Origin of the sequence: Aurantibrevibacter litoralis (genome assembly GCF_034651555.1) — a bacterium.
GTDB lineage: Bacteria > Bacteroidota > Bacteroidia > Flavobacteriales > Flavobacteriaceae > Aurantibrevibacter > Aurantibrevibacter litoralis.
On sequence record NZ_JAYEEQ010000001.1, the window covers coordinates 345,698 to 362,951 of the forward strand.

Genomic DNA, 17,254 nt, shown 5'->3' on the forward strand with positions numbered 1-17,254 from the left:
CTATAATTTTGTAGTTAATGAAATCATTTTTGTGAGATCTAGATCGGGGGTTATAGACTCCAAATAGGAAGAACTTAAGGCTCTCTTGTTTTCCACAAAAGGGCGAATTTGAAATAACCATAAGGTATTGTCTTTAAAGCCCAATTCTATATCATAGGCACCTTGGTAATCAGACACCGTAGCATTAGCTAGCGTTTCTCTGATGATCTCTGCGAATTCGCAAATGTCATGAATGTTCTGTTCGGTTAATATCCTATGCTCAAAAGTAGCCCTGTTCTTTTGGGTACCGCCGGTAGTAGGCAAACTATTAAAGAGGCTTTCACGTGCCGGTGCCAGTAAGTCGTAACTTCCGTCCATGCGAATAAGATAAGATTCTGCTGCTTGCCCGTCTACCGCACCACCGGCACCGCGACTAAAGGCTACGGTTAAATCTTCATCGACACCTGAACTAATTCCTTTGGTAATTAGGACTCCGGAATAGTCTACATCTACACTTGGAATTATCAGAATAGAAGGGAAAACATTCTCGGGGTTTAGCAGGTATTTTTGACGCCATTTAAAACTGCGTTCGGTATACGGTGATGCCCAAACATCTTTAATACCTTCCCATATTTTATTTTTATCTACAGCGTTGAAAATGGTAAGGTTTAGGCCGGCACCTGTAAAATCTTTGAGGTCTTCCATATTGGTATCACTTCGGAGAAATACCGGAATGTTACCCATATTGTCTCCTAAAATATCGGTAAAACCTTTTTCGAGCGCACTCATGAATTCGGGGCTTAGGGTAATTTTTTTAATGGCGTTGCGCAAGATTTCTAATTTTTCTAACTGGTAGTGTTCCACTTCAGATTCCGGGATATTCTTGGCACGCTGCGCATCGGCTTCCTTAAACATCGCAGTTAAAAATTCCCAATACGAAACGGGTTGTCCTGGCATAGGCTGCTCCATATGTGCCTTAAAAACACCAAAAGGAATCACCAAACCCTCTACCACCTTATCCGGAAACATCTTCTTTAGTTGACCAAGATTGGCTGCCTTGGGCCCGCAAAGTTTTCCGGAATCTTTGGCATCCACGTTTCTAAGATTCAGGATATTGTTTTCAGACAAACGGATTTCATCGATAGGAACGGCTATTTTTTCTTCGCTACGTTGCGTTTTGGCAAATAGATTTTGTTCTTCCTCAGTCATTTCCGTTTCGGGCTTCAGAATGACATTTCCTTTATTGGAAACGGCATAGAATACCTTAGTGCCATTGTATTTTAGAAGGGATTGCAAATTGGCATCGGACAGTGCGGCGTTCGGAATTCCCAAGTTACGAGCTAATAACTGTACATGCGATACCATATTGCCTTCAGAAACCGTAGCGATTCCGGCTACGGGTTTAAGATCTGCAGGTGCTCTTTGAAAGATGTATATTTTGTTTGATGCTACGTCAATATTGTCCGCTGAGCCCGTAATAACAACCAATTCCCCGAAGGCATACCCAGGATTCAAGCCTCTAAAGGTACTTTGGTTAGGAACAGCGAATACTTTATTGGTTAAGGAAGATTCTTGGGCAATGATATCACCCAAAACGCCTACGCTTTCACCCAAATACAGTGCCATGGAACTTCGTATTCTATCATCGATAAATCCGTGTGCTAGGGGTTCAAAACCGGCATAAGTAGCTGCTATTTCTTGATAATGCGCTTTTGCCATAGCCGCACTCCATTCTACTAGACTGCGCGCATGCTGCAGGAATTTAGTTAAAGAACCCAAGGACATTTCCGAATTGGTAGGCGGTTGCAGCGATGCTTTAATTTCATCCCATTCCCATTGCTCTACATAGCCTGCGCCTACAGTAGCCATGCTTAAATAGTAAATTTTTGTGAGCAGTTCTTGTAAAGATTCAGGTTTCCACTCCGGCGCAACTTTAAAAATAATGGTCTCAAGGTTAAGGGAAGCATCTAGTAATTGCAATCTGGCAGCAGCCTGTTTTTCGAGGATAAGGGCGTTTCGGAGCGCTAACAACAATTGAGCAGTTTCGGGAATGAGGATGGATGGTTTTTTTTCACTACTATTTTTGGTTACAAAGGACTGAATGGTCTTACCAATAGGGGTGTTTTTTACAAGACCTGTTTTTTGTTGAATGGAATTAATTTCGATCGGCTTGTAAAATTGGGTCATAGAACCTACCAATTCATCTATTTTATTCAGAAGTTCCGCATCCAATTTACTGTGGTGCGATTGTTTAAAAGCGATTACTTTTTCTATATCGGAATGCTCAGGTTGCCCGTGTATCTTTACTCTAAGATCCATAAATGGCGCATATACATCTGAAATTACTTTAGATTGGCTACGTATCCTTTGCGAAAGATTGTCCTCCCCGCTATGTGGCACATCGCGTAGCGACTGCCGAATGAGGAAATAGTGCTTTTCCAGAGCGTCATCTTTTGCCAAAAGCCATTTGTAAAAATCAATTCCCCATGCTTCTTCATCCTCTACTTGTACCGACCCTCGGTAATATTGTCCTTTTTGCAATATCCAACCGTTGTCTACGGAACGCAGGTATTTGTCGAGCTGATATTGTTTTAAACGCGAACCATGGTTGGCATCGTCCCAAAATTCCTCCTTGGTCGTATAGGCCAAGATTTGCCCTAAATAAATATGGTTGCTTTTGCCTAATGCGACTACGGCATCTTTGTAGCGAGCGTGTTGTACACCCGGGCCAATAGCATCCGGACAGGGGTCTTTGGGTTGGCGCGTACTGCCATCCGTACAAAACCAGCGCAGATCTTTATAGGGTCCGCGAAAGTCCTTTTTAAAGGTCTCAATCTGTGCTCTAATGTACTCATTGGTCGCTTTTTGTCCAAAAATTATAAAGCAAGTACTGAGGAATACCCCAAGGCATAGGAAGTGCTTTTTCATTAGATTCTTTTGTGCTGTTTGCTGTTCTTAATTATTTGTTACACCTTTAGTAAATTTGATATTGCTTTTTAAAAGGTTGAATCTATCTAAAGGTACAAGTCAGAAGGTACAGATTTTCATAATAGTACAATCAAAGGTAGTACCATTTTTACTATCATTTAATATGCAGGTCATCTTCTTCGCTTAAAGATAAAAAATAGGATGGTCTGTAATGTTTCTTTTTGTAACGTATTTTAGTGGTGCTACACCAATAAGCTGTTAGTTAATAATTCTGTATGCCGCTGTTGTAGTGCGTGTATTAGTAAATCAACATAAACAATTAATAACCACCATTATCATGAGTACCACCAAAGAATGCCTTAATTGTGAATTAAATTATGAAGCTACCTTTGCTTATTGCCCTCATTGCGGACAAAAGGGAAACGATACCCTTACCATGAAGGTATTATTTAGCCAGACCATCAGTAATTATTTTTCGTTGGACGCTCGTTTTTTTAAAAGTTATATTCCGCTGATGTTTAAACCTGGTGTGGTAGCGAGGCGTTATGTAGACGGCAAGCGACTACAGTATTTGCATCCTGCCCAATTTTACCTTTTTGTTTCCGTCGTTTTTTTCTTCCTCTTTTCTTTGGTGACCCGGCAACAGCAATACGAATTTGACGAAGTGCTAAAAAAAGGATTTGAAACAGATTTAGCAACTAGCCCCATAGAAACAGAAGACAAGGATCTACTAAAGAAGGACTTGCCTGCCGAAAAAAGGATGGTTCTAGATTCGATTCATTTAGATACCGTAAACGTGGCACTTTTTGGATATATGGCAAAAAAGAGCACATTAGATTCCTTAATTATCATAAGTGCATCCAAAGAAGATAAATTGGCCCTTTTTGGAATTACGGAACACAGTGGAGGATTTGTTCGGCTTGTGGGCGGCCAAAGTTTAAAAATTTATGAGCAACGAGGAGGAGGTATTTTAAAGTCTTTTTACGACACCATTCCGGTAGTTATGTTTTTTGTTTTGCCCATTTTTGCTTTGATCTTAAAAGTGTTGTACCGCAAGAGTGGTACTTTTGCCCATCATATGGTGTTTAGTTTCTATTACTTTACGTTTTTGTTTATGGTATTCTCTTTTATGACTTTTTTAAACCTGATAATTGATGTCCCGCGCTGGATAGATATCTTGGTTTTCATGTCTACTTTTGTATATCTTATTTTGGCATTGAGAAAATTCTACCAACAGCGCATTATGCGTACCATAATAAAGACCGGTGTACTAACCTTTATTTATGCTACGATTGTGGCACCAATTTCCTTTGTGCTCATGTTGTTTATTTCGCTTTTGTTATATTAAAATTTGCCTACTATAAAAGAAACGCCCCGGCAACCGAATTACCAAGGCGTTTTCTGCTATACTGCCTATTTTAGACCTCTAATGCGGGATAGTCAGTGTACCCTTTTTCTCCGGGTACATAGAACGTGTTTTGATCCCATTCCTGTAGCGGGGCTTCTCGTTCAAAACGTAATGGCAAGTCCGGGTTAGAAATAAATGGTTTGCCATAAGCTACAAGATCCGCAAGTCCCTCGTTCAAAATCTTGTTTCCCTTTTCGCGATCGAAATTGTTGTTGATCATTAAAGTACCTTTGTATAACGGTCTAAAATGTGCTGCGATGTTAGGTACCAAAAAAGGGACTTCGCTTACATCTGTAAAAGGTTCTGATAGATGAAGATAGGCCAAATCGTAGTCATTTAAACGAGTAATGATGTACTCAAAAGTCGGAATGGTTTCAGCATCGGCCTGCATCCCGAACACACCGTGCAAGGATGGATTTAGCCGCACACCTATGCGATTTTCTGGGTATACTGTTTTAATCTCATCAAGGACATCAAAGAGCAAACGCGCCCTATTTTCAATGTTTCCGCCATAGGCATCAGTTCGTTTGTTGGTATGTGCATTAAAAAATTGATGAAACAAATACCCGTTAGACGAATGTATTTCTACCCCATCAAAGCCTGCTTTTTTTGCGTTTATGGCCGCTTGCTTAAAGTCGGCAATAGTACGAGAAATGTCTTCCGAAGTCATCGGTTTTGGGGCAACAGTGTCTTTAAAACCCTCGGGGGTATATGATTTTTCATTCGGATTAACATCGCTTGCCGACAAGGGAGGTTTTCCATTGTGAAAATCGGGATGCGACATGCTGCCGCAATGCCATAATTGTATAAATACGGTACCGCCCTCACTATGGACGGCATCAACCACTTTTTTCCAGCCTGCTACTTGCGACTCGGAATAGATGCCGGGAGTGTTAATGTAGCCTACAGCCTCTTTAGACACTTGAGACCCCTCGGTAATGATGAGTCCGGCCGAGGCTCTTTGTTTATAATACAGTTCGTGCATGGCTGTGGGGGCATTTTCAGGATTGTCGGCACGGGAGCGCGTCATCGGCGCCATGACAATTCTATTTTGAAGCTCTAAATCGCCCATTTTAAAGGACGTTAATAAGGGTTGCGTTGTTTTCATTTGTGCATTCTTTTATTTGTATATACAAATGTATTGCCTCTATTTCAATTTTGGTGTTAAAGTATTTGCAAAACAATTTTGAAGTTCTGATTGAAGTAAGATACAACCATGCGGTTTTTGGCGCTAAGCCAAAATGTAATGTATAGAGCGCATCGAACTAAGACCTGCGAAACCTGTCCTGAGTACTTCGATAAGCGCAGTATGGTATTTATCTAAGGGGTACTCTTATGGCTTGCCCCGCCGAATTGCTGGCGGACGAGTCTATGATAGTTTTTTTTTTGATATGCTCTACGATTATGAAGAAAGAGCCATCTACTACCAAAGTTATGTGGCATCATTATGCCCAATCCAATGAAATCGACTATTTTTATGATGAAACAGAATCTGCTATGCTACAGACTGGAACTTTTGGAATTGAAGCCAATCGTAAAATCAAAAAATAATTTTTAAAATTTATGTTAATGAATAAACCTATAAAAACCGGAGTATTGTCTTTTGGCCTTTCCGGTAAAATTTTTCATGCTCCCTTTTTAGCAGAACATTCCGGATTTGAATTTTACGGTATTGTAGAGCGCTCTAAGAATGAAGCACAGCACATCTATCCTAACGTGATACGTTTTGAAAGTGTGGAAGCCTTATTGGCCAATACCGAAATAGAATTGGTGGTGGTAAACACTCCGAATTATACCCATTTTGAGTTTGCTATGATGGCGCTAAAGGCGCAAAAACATGTGTTGGTAGAAAAACCATTTACGGTAACTTCAGCAGAAGCCCAACAACTTTTTGAGGAAGCCAAGAAACAGCAACGCTACGTGCTTCCGTATCAAAACAGGCGGTACGACAGTGATTTTCTATCTCTGGTGCAGGTGTTGCAATCGGGAAAATTGGGGAATTTAGTGGAAGTGCATATGCGTTTTGATCGGTATCGGTACGCCATTGGCCCAAAGGTGGGGAAAGAAACACCTTTGCCGGGAAGTGGATTATTATACGATTTGGGTCCTCATTTATTAGATTCGTTGCTCTCCCTTTTTGGGAATCCGCTTAAATGGACAAAAACAACGGGGCATTTTAGGCCTCATACACAGGTAGATGATTATGTGCACATTCACTTGGAGTATCCCAATCAGTTGCAGGTGTTTGTAACGACGAGTCTTTTGGTGGCCGCACCACTTCCTTCTTTTATTGTGCATGGTACTAAGGGTTCTTATGTTAAGGACAGAACCAATATTCAAGAAGAACAATTATTGGCAGGAATGTCTTTAAACGATCCAAATTACGGCATAGAAGGATCGGAAAATAATGGGGTTCTTACTCTTATAGATGCCGATGGAACAAAAACCGTAACAGAAATTATTCCTGTAAAATCTTCCTATATGCACGTTTTTGAAGATGTGTACCAAACCATAAGGGAAGCGAAGCCCTATCCGGTAACGCAGGCGCAAATTTTAAAGCAACTGGAAATATTGGAAGGCTGATATTCTGTCTTCGTTTAAGTCTAAGCACATCATGCTACTATGTTGGGTAGGGGAGTAGTCCTTTTAAAACGCCCTATTTTCCGAGTTGCTGTAAGGCCTTAGAAACCTCCCGTACCGGTAATTTACAAATTTTGTTTTGGCATACGTAAATCATGGTTTCTTCCGGTGCGAGTTTGTATTCTAACAGCGGAAGATTTTCTTCGGATCCCCCCATAAATAGTGAAGTAGGCAGGTATTTTTTCTGTAATTCTAAGGCAACGGGCAATGCATCGTTGCCCATAACAGCCACTTCGTTGGCGGTATGAGCCATAAGTCCCATCAGAAGGCCCCAATTGGCATAATACCCTCCTTGATTCACCATATCTTTTTGCACCTGATTGAGCATGGCTGTGGCCATATCGATATAAGGTTGGTGGTAAAAATATTCTCCAAGGCGGTACAACACCTGTGCCATGACCGAATTGGAAGCCGGAATTACATTATCGGCAAGTTCCATTTTGCGCACCGCTAATGCTTCCGATACATCTGAAGTATAATAAAATAAACCATTTTCGGGTTCTCTGAAATGGGCAATGGCATACTCCGAAACGGTTCTTGCAAGTTGTAGCCACTGTACGTCTAAAGTGGCCTGATACAATAGGATGTACGCATCTGCCAATAGGGCATAATCGTCTAAAAAGGCTTCAATACCGGCTTCGCCATCTTTGTAATTACGCCACAAACGACCCTCTTCCCGAATCATATTTTGCGCTATAAATTGGGCATTTTTTAAGGCTGCATTAAGGTAAGCGGTGTCTCCCAATGCCAAATACGCATCCACATATCCTTTAAGCATGAGGGCGTTCCAGCTGGTAAGCACTTTATCATCGGTGGAGGGTCTAACCCGTTTATCCCGAGCCTTTAACAAAATCGTTTTCCCTTCGTTTAACATTTGCTCCCATTGGCTTACCGTAAGATTGTGTTCGGTAGCAAATTGGGACATTGTCATTTTTTTGTGAAGAATATTTTGATTGTTTTCCCAATTCCCATTTGGTGTTATATTATAATATGTTTTAAAAAAAGCGGCTGTTTTTGAGGGTAATAGCGCATCGATTTCGGCATTTGTCCACACATAAAACTTTCCCTCTACACCCTCGCTGTCTGCATTTAAGGAAGCATAAAATCCGCCTTCGGCACTGGTCATTTCTCGTTCAATAAAGGCCAATGTTTCTCGAATAACTTGGGCATAGGTTTCATCGCCGGTTACTTTGTAGGCATGCGCATACAGGCTTACCAATTGGCCATTGTCGTACAACATTTTTTCAAAATGTGGAGCAAACCACACTTCATCTACGGAGTATCGGGAAAAACCACCTCCTATTTGATCATAGATGCCGCCATTAGCCATGGCAGTCAAGGTAACGTTAACAGCATCGAGTGCTTTTGCCTCGTTTAAAAGGTAATGGTATTGCAGCAAAAACTCCCATCCTACCGGCATAGGGAATTTTGGCGATCTTTGGTACCCTCCTTTTTTGTAGTCGATGGTTTTGCTCATTTTAGAAAAAATAGCGCGGTAGGTATTTTTTGTGAATTTGGCGTCACTTTGAGCCGGTAGGGAAATGACCTCTTGTTCTTTGATCCCTTTGGTTAACTGTGCCGCCTGCGCTTCTACTTTATCCTGTTTTTCGGTATATACTTTATGAATCTCTTCTAACACTTTTTTCCATTGGTCTACCGGAAAGTAGGTGCCGGCAAAAAAAGGTTGCCCGTCTGGCAAGGCAAAGGCGTTTAGAGGCCAACCACCGCTGCCTGTAAGCAGTTGCACCGCATTCATGTAAATTTGATCGATATCGGGTCGTTCTTCGCGATCTATTTTGATGGGTACAAAATGGGTGTTCATCAATTGAGCTATAGTACTGTCCATAAAAGATTCGCGCTCCATAACATGGCACCAATGGCAGGCGGCATAACCAATACTAATAAGCAGGGGTTTATTTTCTTTTTTGGCTTTTTCTAAAGCCTCTTCACCCCATTCATACCAATCTACCGGATTATCGGCATGCTGTTGCAGATACGGACTTTTAGCTTTGGCCAAGCGGTTCTTAGCGGTTGGTTTTCCTTTTTCCATAGTGTTTTTCTCTTGTGCACATCCATAAAAAAATAGGATTTGAAAAATGCTGCATATAAAAAGAGTTTTAGGAACTTTCATGAAATATTTGTTTTGTGAGCGTTGGAGCATCGCCTGTTTAGTGCGCTTTACACGACCATTTTCCTTTAAGGTTTCTACCGTAAAGATAATTACATTTTTTGCCTAAAAATAACCAAAATAGCGCAATAATGACGATGTACAAGGTCTAGGTATCTTCCTTGGGTAGGTTTATGTGTTGGCTTTGAAGAAGTTTAGGATTCAAAAAAAAGGAACCTGCGAATTGTTTTGTATTTTTAAGCAGCTCTATATGGATACAAAGAAACGGAAGGCTCATGCGATTATTAAAAGATCAACAAGTGCTACAAATTGGACGGTTTTTATGTCTTTTTGCGTTGTTGAGCAGTTGTATTTTAACCAAAAAAACCGGGTCTGCTGCAGCCCATCAACATAAAATTATATCGATTAAATCTGCCCGTGAAATGCCTTTAGATTCATGGGTAAACTTAAAAGGAACGGTAACCGTTGCCCCGGGGATCTTTGCGTCTTCCATGCCAAATGGTTATGCCATTCAGGACGATTCTGGAGGTATCTATGTGGAAGATGGTTTGGCTCGAAGGAGGCCCAAGCGCGGCGAACTTGTAACGGTCAGCGGATGGATAAAAGCCAGTAACGGCATGTTGTACATAAAACAAATTAAGGTCAAAAAAAAGGGAAAAGGAAGGCAGATAGTGCCCCTTGTTTTAGCAACATCGGATGTACATACCGCTACGGAGGGACGAATACTAAAAACGAGTGGCGCCATAGACAGTGTACAGAACGATATGCCTTATGGGTATAAAGTATATATCAATGACGGAAGCGGTACCTTGATGGTTTTTATTAATACGGGCACCGGAATATTGAATCACTTGCATCAATTTAAACCCAAATGTACGCTTTCCGTAACAGGCTTATCTGCTTCGTATTCGGGTGTTAGTGAAATTGTACCGCGTGCTTTGGAAGATATTAGCATACGGTGCACAGACAAACCACATGGAACTGAGAAATGAATGAGGTGAACTACGAAATTCGGAATAATCATGTTGCATGAATCTGAAAAGAATAGGGGGTAGGTGCAGCACGATAAATCCGAAAAGGAATGTCGTATCTTGTGATGCGCTATATCGTATGTAAAACCTCAGTAACCCAACAAAATTAAGATATGAGACTGACAGCCTTAATGCAGTAATTGAACTCAGGTTTGCAAGTTGGGTCGTAGGAACGCAAAACGGTTTTATCTAAAGATTCCCCGACCCTTGGGTGGGGGTTTCCTATTTACCTCTCCTTTGGAGAGGTCGGAACTGCCTTTTTGCAGTTCCGGGTGAGGTAAAATACAAAATTTCGGATTTTGGCCCAAAGGCCAAAATGAAACTGGCGAAATACCCCTATGGCTTGCCTCGGGGATAGTCAGTTTCAAGAAATTTTTTAGTATGGAAAATAATGAGGCTTAATTTTGAAGATATGGCACGAGAAAAACCAAATAACCACTATAATTATACTCCTGTTTTTTCAATTTATGCTGCTATTGAACGAATCAATCCTAGAAAAACGTAAGAATATTTTGACTAAGTCTTTTTCCTTATCGCTACTAATAATCAAAATTCATTAGTTTAGTAGCATATATAAAGTAGATATAGGATCACCAGTGTTCATAGCCAAACGTTGGGTTCCATATAGGATTTTAGGGTTTGAAATCTGCTAAATATTTAGCTTGGTTAGGATATCAATAGCCGGTTTGATTTAAAGTGATAGAGAGTCATCACTTTTTAAGTCTTGCGGTGTTACCGTGGAAAGTTTTACTTTCAGACGAGTGATATCGTCAAAAGACTTAAGGCGAAGTTCGACTTTAAAATTGACATTGTCAAGTTTTTAAATTTGATAACTTCAAAATCAAGCCGCTAATTGATGAATTAAATAGATCCCAAGCTACCTTTTTTTTGACGAAGCATATGATGTTTATACTTCATAAAAAAGCAATAAAATAGCAGATTAATCATTTACCAAAGTAAATGATTAGAGGTAAAAATCCTAGACGGTAACTCGTCTGCTACTTTAAATTAAGAAAAATGAAGAATTTAAAGTATTTTTAATTTTTATAGTATTTGATTGATAAACAAAAAAAATAAAAAATTACGAGAACCCAACACTTGCTATAGACCATACCCTTCGGGATACGGTCTATAGCGTTTACGTTGGCATTAATTTAAAAAAATGAATAAATCGATAATAATAGTAATTCTATTTTTACTAGGTTTTAGTTGCGCAGACAACAATAATATGGAAAATTCTGATGCGACAATTTATAACTTAAGAAAAGAAAATGACAGTCTAAAAGAAATTCTTGCGGAAATCAATACTAAATATGTTTTTGACAGTATATCGGTAAGAAAAATTTATGATCATTCAAATTCTTACGAGCCCAACTCGGAGTTAACTGCTGAGTTTGTAATCGCAGCTTTCTCTCAAAATAAAACTTATTTTATTGAATATGATTCTATAATCGACGAGGTGAAAGTTAATCCTAGGATAATATATCCAAATGTGAATGCAGGTTTTAATGTTTCAGCAATTCTTAAAAAGAATAACCATCTTTATCACGATTTAATTTTAGAAAATAAGTACGGAATAAAAGATACACTTGAAATTCTAAATGTTATAAATTAAAAAAACTAATGCCAACAACTGGTATAACAAATAGCTGCTAAGTGCTTAACCCAAACTTTTTGTATATTTAAAAACATGAAACCAACTCGGAAAGGCTAGCGATTATTTGCACGCTACTTGCCATACCAGAGAACGTTGCCAGTAATTTTAAAAAACATGACGATAAATGAAAAACTTACTCTTTGACTTCATATCAAGATACATTTCGTTGACAGAAGAAGAAAAAAACACACTGATTGATCTAGATATATTTCACTCCTTCAAAAAAGGCGCTGTTTTGTTGGAAGAAGGACAAAAATCGAATAAAGGATATTTTGTATTAAAAGGTTGTATTCGGTCATATTATAATGTTGATGGAGAAGAAAAAACAACAGCATTTTATACTGAAATGGAAGGCTTAACTCCTCCCTGTGTTTTAAATGGAAAGCCTTCAGCATATTCTATTTCTTGTGTGGAAGACTCTATCCTTACGATTTCTGACTCCAGCATGGAAGTTGAAGTTTTTCAGAAATTCCCAAAGTTTGAAACGATGTGCAGGGTTTTGTCTGAAGAACTATTGATTAAACAACAATTAGACTTTGATGCCTTTAAAACTTCTTCGCCTGAGCAACGTTACCTCAACCTTTTAGAAAAACGACCAGATTTAATCCAACGGGTGCCACAATATCAGTTAGCCAGTTTTTTAGGAATCAAGCCACAATCTTTAAGTAGGTTAAGAGCAAGAGTCAATGAAAAAAATAAGGGTTAGCCTGCTTTCTTAACTTAAGTGAACGAGTTATAGCAGCTCACTAATCTACTTTTGCATTATCATTTTACACAAAAAGAAGATATGCAAAAAAAAATAATGTGGATGGGTTTTGTCATTTTGATGACAAATTGCTTCCACGTCAATGCACAATACACCCTACAGGATAGCACTTCTAAAAGAAATTTTATTGGAAGCACCTTTTTCGTGTTGGGAAATTTCGCTCAGACCAATAAACCTGATTTTGCTCAGCTTAATTTTGGCTACCGTTTAACAGAAAAGGATGTGGTATCCTTGGAGTTCAAAACATGGAAATATGCATGGTCGCTGGGTGTTCCCTATGGAGATTCCTATGAAGCATCTAAAGAGAAGTTTCCCGGCTATATTAGAGAGTATGGCTTCGCATTGGTATATCAGCGATTTTGGTGGAAAGGACTCTATACGGGAATTCATGTTATGAATGCCTGGCAAAGTTTTGTTGATGAAGATAATAAGAAAATCGACAATGGCTTTCAAATATTCAACACTTATAGAGTGGGCTATCAAGTTAAACTTTTTAAAGACAGATTCTTTATAGAACCATCTATTGCTATTACGCATCGCCTGTATCACACAGAAATGCCTGATTCGCTTAAACAACTTGATGATAAAAATTCGAAATTCTTTTTCGGAGAACCAGGTCTACATTTTGGATTTAATTTTTAGGTAATGAAAGCGGTTATTTGTACCAAATATGGAAGTCCCGAAGTGCTCCAGATTCAAGGAGCACAAAAGCCCAAATGTGGTAGTCATGAGCTTTTGACAAAGGTAATGGCTACCGCAGTAAACTCTGCTGATGTAAAAGTTAGAGGGCTAGCAGTAAAAGGCATTTTAAAGCCACTGATGCGAGTAGTTTTAGGATTCAAAAAGCCAAGAAACCCCATATTGGGAACGATATATTCCGGTGTTGTGGAGGAGATTGGGGAAAGCGTTACCCGATTTAAACCAGGAGATAAGGTTTTCGGGAGTACAGGTTTCCATTTTGGAACATATGCTGAATATCTTTCCACAAAGGAGAATAGTCCTGTTCATTTAATGCCAAAGAACGCAAGCTTTGAAGAGGCGGCTGCATTAATCTTTGGTGGACAAACAGCACATTACTTTCTGGAAAAGGCCCGACTTTCCAAAAGATCTAGGCCTAAGGTCTTGATCATAGGTTCAACAGGTTCGGTGGGCATAGCTGCCATTCAAATCGCTCTATATTATAAAGCAGAAGTAACGGCTGTTTGTGGTTCATCAAGTAAAGCACTGATGACAGCATTGAGGGTCGAAAACACGATTTTTTACGACCAGGATGATTTTAGAAAGCAATCCAACTGCTACGACATCCTTTTTGATGCCGTTGGATGCACCAAGCTAAAATTTTGCCGACACCTCTTAAAACCTGAGGGGAAATTTGTTTCTGTTGACGGATTGTCCTATGCAACTGAAACAACAGCTCAATTGGAATTTATTAAAACTGTTTTTGAAAAGGGAGAGATGAAAGCAATAATCGATAAAACATATTCACTTGAAGCCATTCAGCAAGCCCATGCCTATGTGGATACAGGAAGAAAGAAGGGGAATATAGTGATAAGAGTAAGCGAATAAATAAAATTATAATAAACAATTAAATGACTTATAAAATGAAAACTATTTTAAATCTAACAAAATCAATCATTTTGGTATTTTCATTCACACTTATTTCATGTGAAAAAAACGACTCCGACTTATCACCAAAAAATCTGTGTGGAGTACAAAACGCAGTACAGGAATTAGAGTGGCTAAAAGAAGCCATTGATGAGGTGCGTAATGATGAATACTCCTATTATTCCACGGCTTTGTATCAAAGCGAAAGGGTTTTCTTTTATGTTAATTGCGACCCAGCTGTCAATTACGTATCATTCATCCTAAACTGCGCTGGCGAGAATTTGGGTAATACAAATGAGCTTTATGATGAACTTTCCGAAATTGAGGTAGTATGGAAGCACGAGAATTCAAAGTGTAATTTTTAATGCATCGGATTATCCCAAATACTCCATAAATGATATGAACAAAAAGATCTATACAAAACAATTGAAACTGCTAATATTATTTGTTTTGATTTTTTTATTTGGGTGTAGTCATAAACTACATAGAAATCAAACAATTACGCTTGTAGATATCATTCCATTCAAACTAAGCACATACAACAACATAGTTGTTGAAGCCGTCTTAAATACTACAGACACAGTCAATTTGATGTTTCATACAGCAGCTAATTCTGCATCTGTAATAAAATCATCTTCTGAGCGCCTAAACAGTATAACATGGACCAACGAAACAGCAGTATCCGCTTCTTGGGGAGGCAATGGTGTTTCGAGATATAGTCAAGCCAATACTTTAAAAATTGGCAATATGGTTTTTGATAGCCTTAGCATTTGGGAAAACGAAAAGTCCGGTCCCGGTACAGATGGTAAATTTGGTATAAACCTTTTTGATGATTATGTTGTGGAGATCAACTTTGACGAAAGTCTAATAAAGCTGCATCATACCCTTCCTAATACTGAAGATTACATTAAAATGAATTTGGATAATAAAGATGGTTTACTCTTTATTACGGGAACAAGCCGCATTGACAGCTCAGATTATGATAATCCTTTTTTAATTCATTCTGGCTACTCGGGTGCTTTGCTATTTGATGATAAATTTTCTAACGAAACACAAATGGGTCAGTATATTAAAATCACCTCAGAGGAGGTGTTGAAGGATTCTTTCGGCAATATTTTAAAGACCAAAAAAGGAATATTACCAAAATTTAGCCTGGGTGAAATGCAATTTTTCGATGTGCCTGTTGGCTTTTTTGAGGGGACTATTGGCAAACAAAAAATGAGTGTGATGGGTGGAGATATGATAAAGCGATTCAATATCATCTTTGATAAGGACAGTGCAGCTATCTACTTAAAAGCGAATAGTTTAATGAATGAAAGATTCAATTAATTATGAAAATAAAAATATTAATTCTTATTGCCTTATGTAGTTTGTCTGATGTTCATTCTCAGGAAATTAAAATCAACCACACAAAAATCGAAGAAGATTTAGAAGAAATCATCAATAATGTAATACAAAATTATGTTTATCTAGAGGATAAAAATGTTGACATAAACTGTGTAAAGGAGTATTATTCCAATGAAATAAAATATATAAAAACTGAAGAGGAAACTGTTTTGTTTTTTGAATACTTATTGAATGAATTTTATGATAGCCACCTACTATTAAACACAAACCGAAAATCCTCATTTCGTTTGTTTGCACCAATTTATACAACATTGGAAAATACCAAATTAATAGTAGCAAATGTTTGGCAAACACAAGTTGAAAATCTCAATCAAAATATAGTTGGAGCTGAAATTCTAAAGTTCAATGGAACTGACTTTCAGGAAGCAATTAATGATTTCCCGACGCATTGCAACGACAAAAACAATCTAGAAACGAAAGAATGGATTGCAAACAGAATCTTAGCAGGTAGATATAATGAACCTCGCATTTTAACTTTAAAATTAGTTGACAACAAAGTAATTGAATTTGATTTAGACAAGGTTAAAATCAAAAAAGATAATGGTCTTTTAACTTCAAAAATTGTAAACGGAATAGGAGTCATTAGAATTAACAATTCACTTGGCAATGATAATTTAGTTACAGAATTTGACAAAGCTTTAAATCACTTAATGAACACCAATGGTATAATCCTTGATTTAAGAAATACCCCAAATGGTGGTGATTCTTATGAAGCCCGTGGTATTATGAGCAGGTTTATTACCGAAAAAAGACCATATCAACAACATTCATTTATTGAAAAATCTGAAGGTAATCCAGATGTTGAAAGAAATTGGATTGAGTATGTAATTCCAAGAGGAGAAACTTACATAAAACCTGTTATTGTGTTAGTTGGACGTTGGACAGGAAGTATGGGCGAAGGTCTTGCTATAGGTTTTGAAAGTATAGGAAGCGCAGAAATAGTAGGTTCTGAGATGGAAAGATTAGCAGGTGAAGTTTTTAACTTTAAATTTAAACATCAAAAATATGGCTATAAATTATCCGGTGCCAAATTATATCACATCAACGGGGTCTTAAGAGAAAAATACGTTCCAACAAACTATGTAAAACAATCCAAAACGAACAAAGATGAAACTTTAGAAAAGGGAATTGAAATAATTAAAAATCAGGCAAATAAAACTGACAGCATCATAAAAAACGAACTTGAACTTATCAAGGTTGAAGACCAAACATTACGCCTTTTGCTTCCAACTGTGCTAGAAAAATTTGGGCGTAAATCAGAAGAGTATGAATACTTCTGGTTTTTAATACAAAAACAAGATAGCATTAGCTCTAATAAATTAATTACAATACTAGATAACCACGGTTGGTTAGGTAAAAGCAGGGTCGGAAATACTGCAAACCAAACCATTTGGCTCACAATTCAACATTCGGATTTAAAAACTCAAGAAAAATATCTTCCTTTATTAAAAGAATCTGTAAAAAATGGAGAGTCCGAAGGCTGGCATCTTGCATTTCTTGAAGACCGTATTTTAATGCGTAATAAAAAAAAGCAAATTTATGGTACTCAAGCCGTTTGGGATAATGTATTGAAAAAAAATAAAATATATCCCACAGAAAATATGGAATCGGTGAACGAAAGGCGAAAAAAATTAGGGCTAGAAACGCTTGAGGACTATGCTAAAGCTAACGGTTATCTACTTTTAATGAATGAATAACATAAAAT

14 protein-coding genes are annotated in these 17,254 nt (G+C 38.1%); 11 read left to right on the top strand and 3 right to left on the bottom strand.

The features are described from left to right. A complete protein-coding gene (locus U1E44_RS01455; RefSeq protein ID WP_322929136.1) occupies window positions 1–2,907 on the bottom strand; it encodes a PEP/pyruvate-binding domain-containing protein in 2,907 nt (968 codons plus the stop codon). A gap of 337 nt (window positions 2,908–3,244) precedes the next feature. Here U1E44_RS01455 and U1E44_RS01460 point away from each other — a divergent pair, with 337 nt between their 5' ends. Beyond that, entirely contained in the window at window positions 3,245–4,255 is a 1,011-nt protein-coding gene (locus U1E44_RS01460) for a DUF3667 domain-containing protein (RefSeq protein ID WP_322929137.1), read from the top strand. Window positions 4,256–4,325: 70 nt separating this feature from the next. Here U1E44_RS01460 and U1E44_RS01465 read toward each other — a convergent pair whose 3' ends face one another. After that, entirely contained in the window at window positions 4,326–5,423 is a 1,098-nt protein-coding gene (locus U1E44_RS01465; RefSeq protein WP_322929139.1) for an alkene reductase, read from the bottom strand. A 296-nt stretch (window positions 5,424–5,719) separates the two neighbouring features. On the opposite strand from U1E44_RS01465, the gene U1E44_RS01470 reads away from it, so the two are divergent. Beyond that, on the top strand, window positions 5,720–5,866 hold the full coding sequence (locus U1E44_RS01470) for a hypothetical protein (RefSeq protein WP_322929140.1): 147 nt from the start codon (window positions 5,720–5,722) through the stop codon (window positions 5,864–5,866). Window positions 5,867–5,884: 18 nt separating this feature from the next. Then, complete coding sequence (locus tag U1E44_RS01475) at window positions 5,885–6,898, top strand: Gfo/Idh/MocA family protein (protein WP_322929141.1); 1,014 nt, start codon at window positions 5,885–5,887, stop codon at window positions 6,896–6,898. Between the two features lie 73 nt (window positions 6,899–6,971). Here the strand turns inward: U1E44_RS01475 and U1E44_RS01480 are convergent, their stop codons facing one another. Beyond that, the gene (locus U1E44_RS01480; protein WP_322929142.1) at window positions 6,972–9,086 is read right to left on the bottom strand and encodes a thioredoxin domain-containing protein; all 2,115 of its coding nucleotides are present in this window, start codon (window positions 9,084–9,086) and stop codon (window positions 6,972–6,974) included. Between the two features lie 272 nt (window positions 9,087–9,358). Here U1E44_RS01480 and U1E44_RS01485 point away from each other — a divergent pair, with 272 nt between their 5' ends. The 8 genes from U1E44_RS01485 to U1E44_RS01520 all read left to right on the top strand — a co-directional run bounded on the left by U1E44_RS01485 (window position 9,359) and on the right by U1E44_RS01520 (window position 17,246). Further along, window positions 9,359–10,075 carry a hypothetical protein gene (locus U1E44_RS01485; protein ID WP_322929143.1) on the top strand — a complete coding sequence of 239 codons (717 nt, stop codon included), beginning with the start codon at window positions 9,359–9,361 and terminating at the stop codon, window positions 10,073–10,075. A 1,201-nt stretch (window positions 10,076–11,276) separates the two neighbouring features. After that, window positions 11,277–11,729 (top strand): hypothetical protein, encoded by a 453-nt coding sequence (locus U1E44_RS01490; RefSeq protein WP_322929144.1) that lies wholly within the window; start codon window positions 11,277–11,279, stop codon window positions 11,727–11,729. 166 nt (window positions 11,730–11,895) lie between these two features. Continuing rightward, the gene (locus U1E44_RS01495; RefSeq protein WP_322929145.1) at window positions 11,896–12,477 is read left to right on the top strand and encodes a Crp/Fnr family transcriptional regulator; all 582 of its coding nucleotides are present in this window, start codon (window positions 11,896–11,898) and stop codon (window positions 12,475–12,477) included. Window positions 12,478–12,558: 81 nt separating this feature from the next. Then, window positions 12,559–13,179 (top strand): hypothetical protein, encoded by a 621-nt coding sequence (locus U1E44_RS01500; protein WP_322929146.1) that lies wholly within the window; start codon window positions 12,559–12,561, stop codon window positions 13,177–13,179. Between the two features lie 3 nt (window positions 13,180–13,182). Then, window positions 13,183–14,103, top strand: a complete 921-nt coding sequence (locus U1E44_RS01505) for an NAD(P)-dependent alcohol dehydrogenase (RefSeq protein ID WP_322929147.1) — start codon at window positions 13,183–13,185, stop codon at window positions 14,101–14,103. A 35-nt stretch (window positions 14,104–14,138) separates the two neighbouring features. After that, window positions 14,139–14,507, top strand: coding sequence for a hypothetical protein (locus U1E44_RS01510; RefSeq protein WP_322929148.1), 369 nt, complete (start codon window positions 14,139–14,141; stop codon window positions 14,505–14,507). Between the two features lie 34 nt (window positions 14,508–14,541). Beyond that, window positions 14,542–15,471 (top strand): pepsin/retropepsin-like aspartic protease family protein, encoded by a 930-nt coding sequence (locus U1E44_RS01515; protein WP_322929150.1) that lies wholly within the window; start codon window positions 14,542–14,544, stop codon window positions 15,469–15,471. A 2-nt stretch (window positions 15,472–15,473) separates the two neighbouring features. Continuing rightward, window positions 15,474–17,246 carry a DUF6624 domain-containing protein gene (locus U1E44_RS01520; RefSeq protein WP_322929151.1) on the top strand — a complete coding sequence of 591 codons (1,773 nt, stop codon included), beginning with the start codon at window positions 15,474–15,476 and terminating at the stop codon, window positions 17,244–17,246. Window positions 17,247–17,254 lie beyond the last annotated feature (8 nt).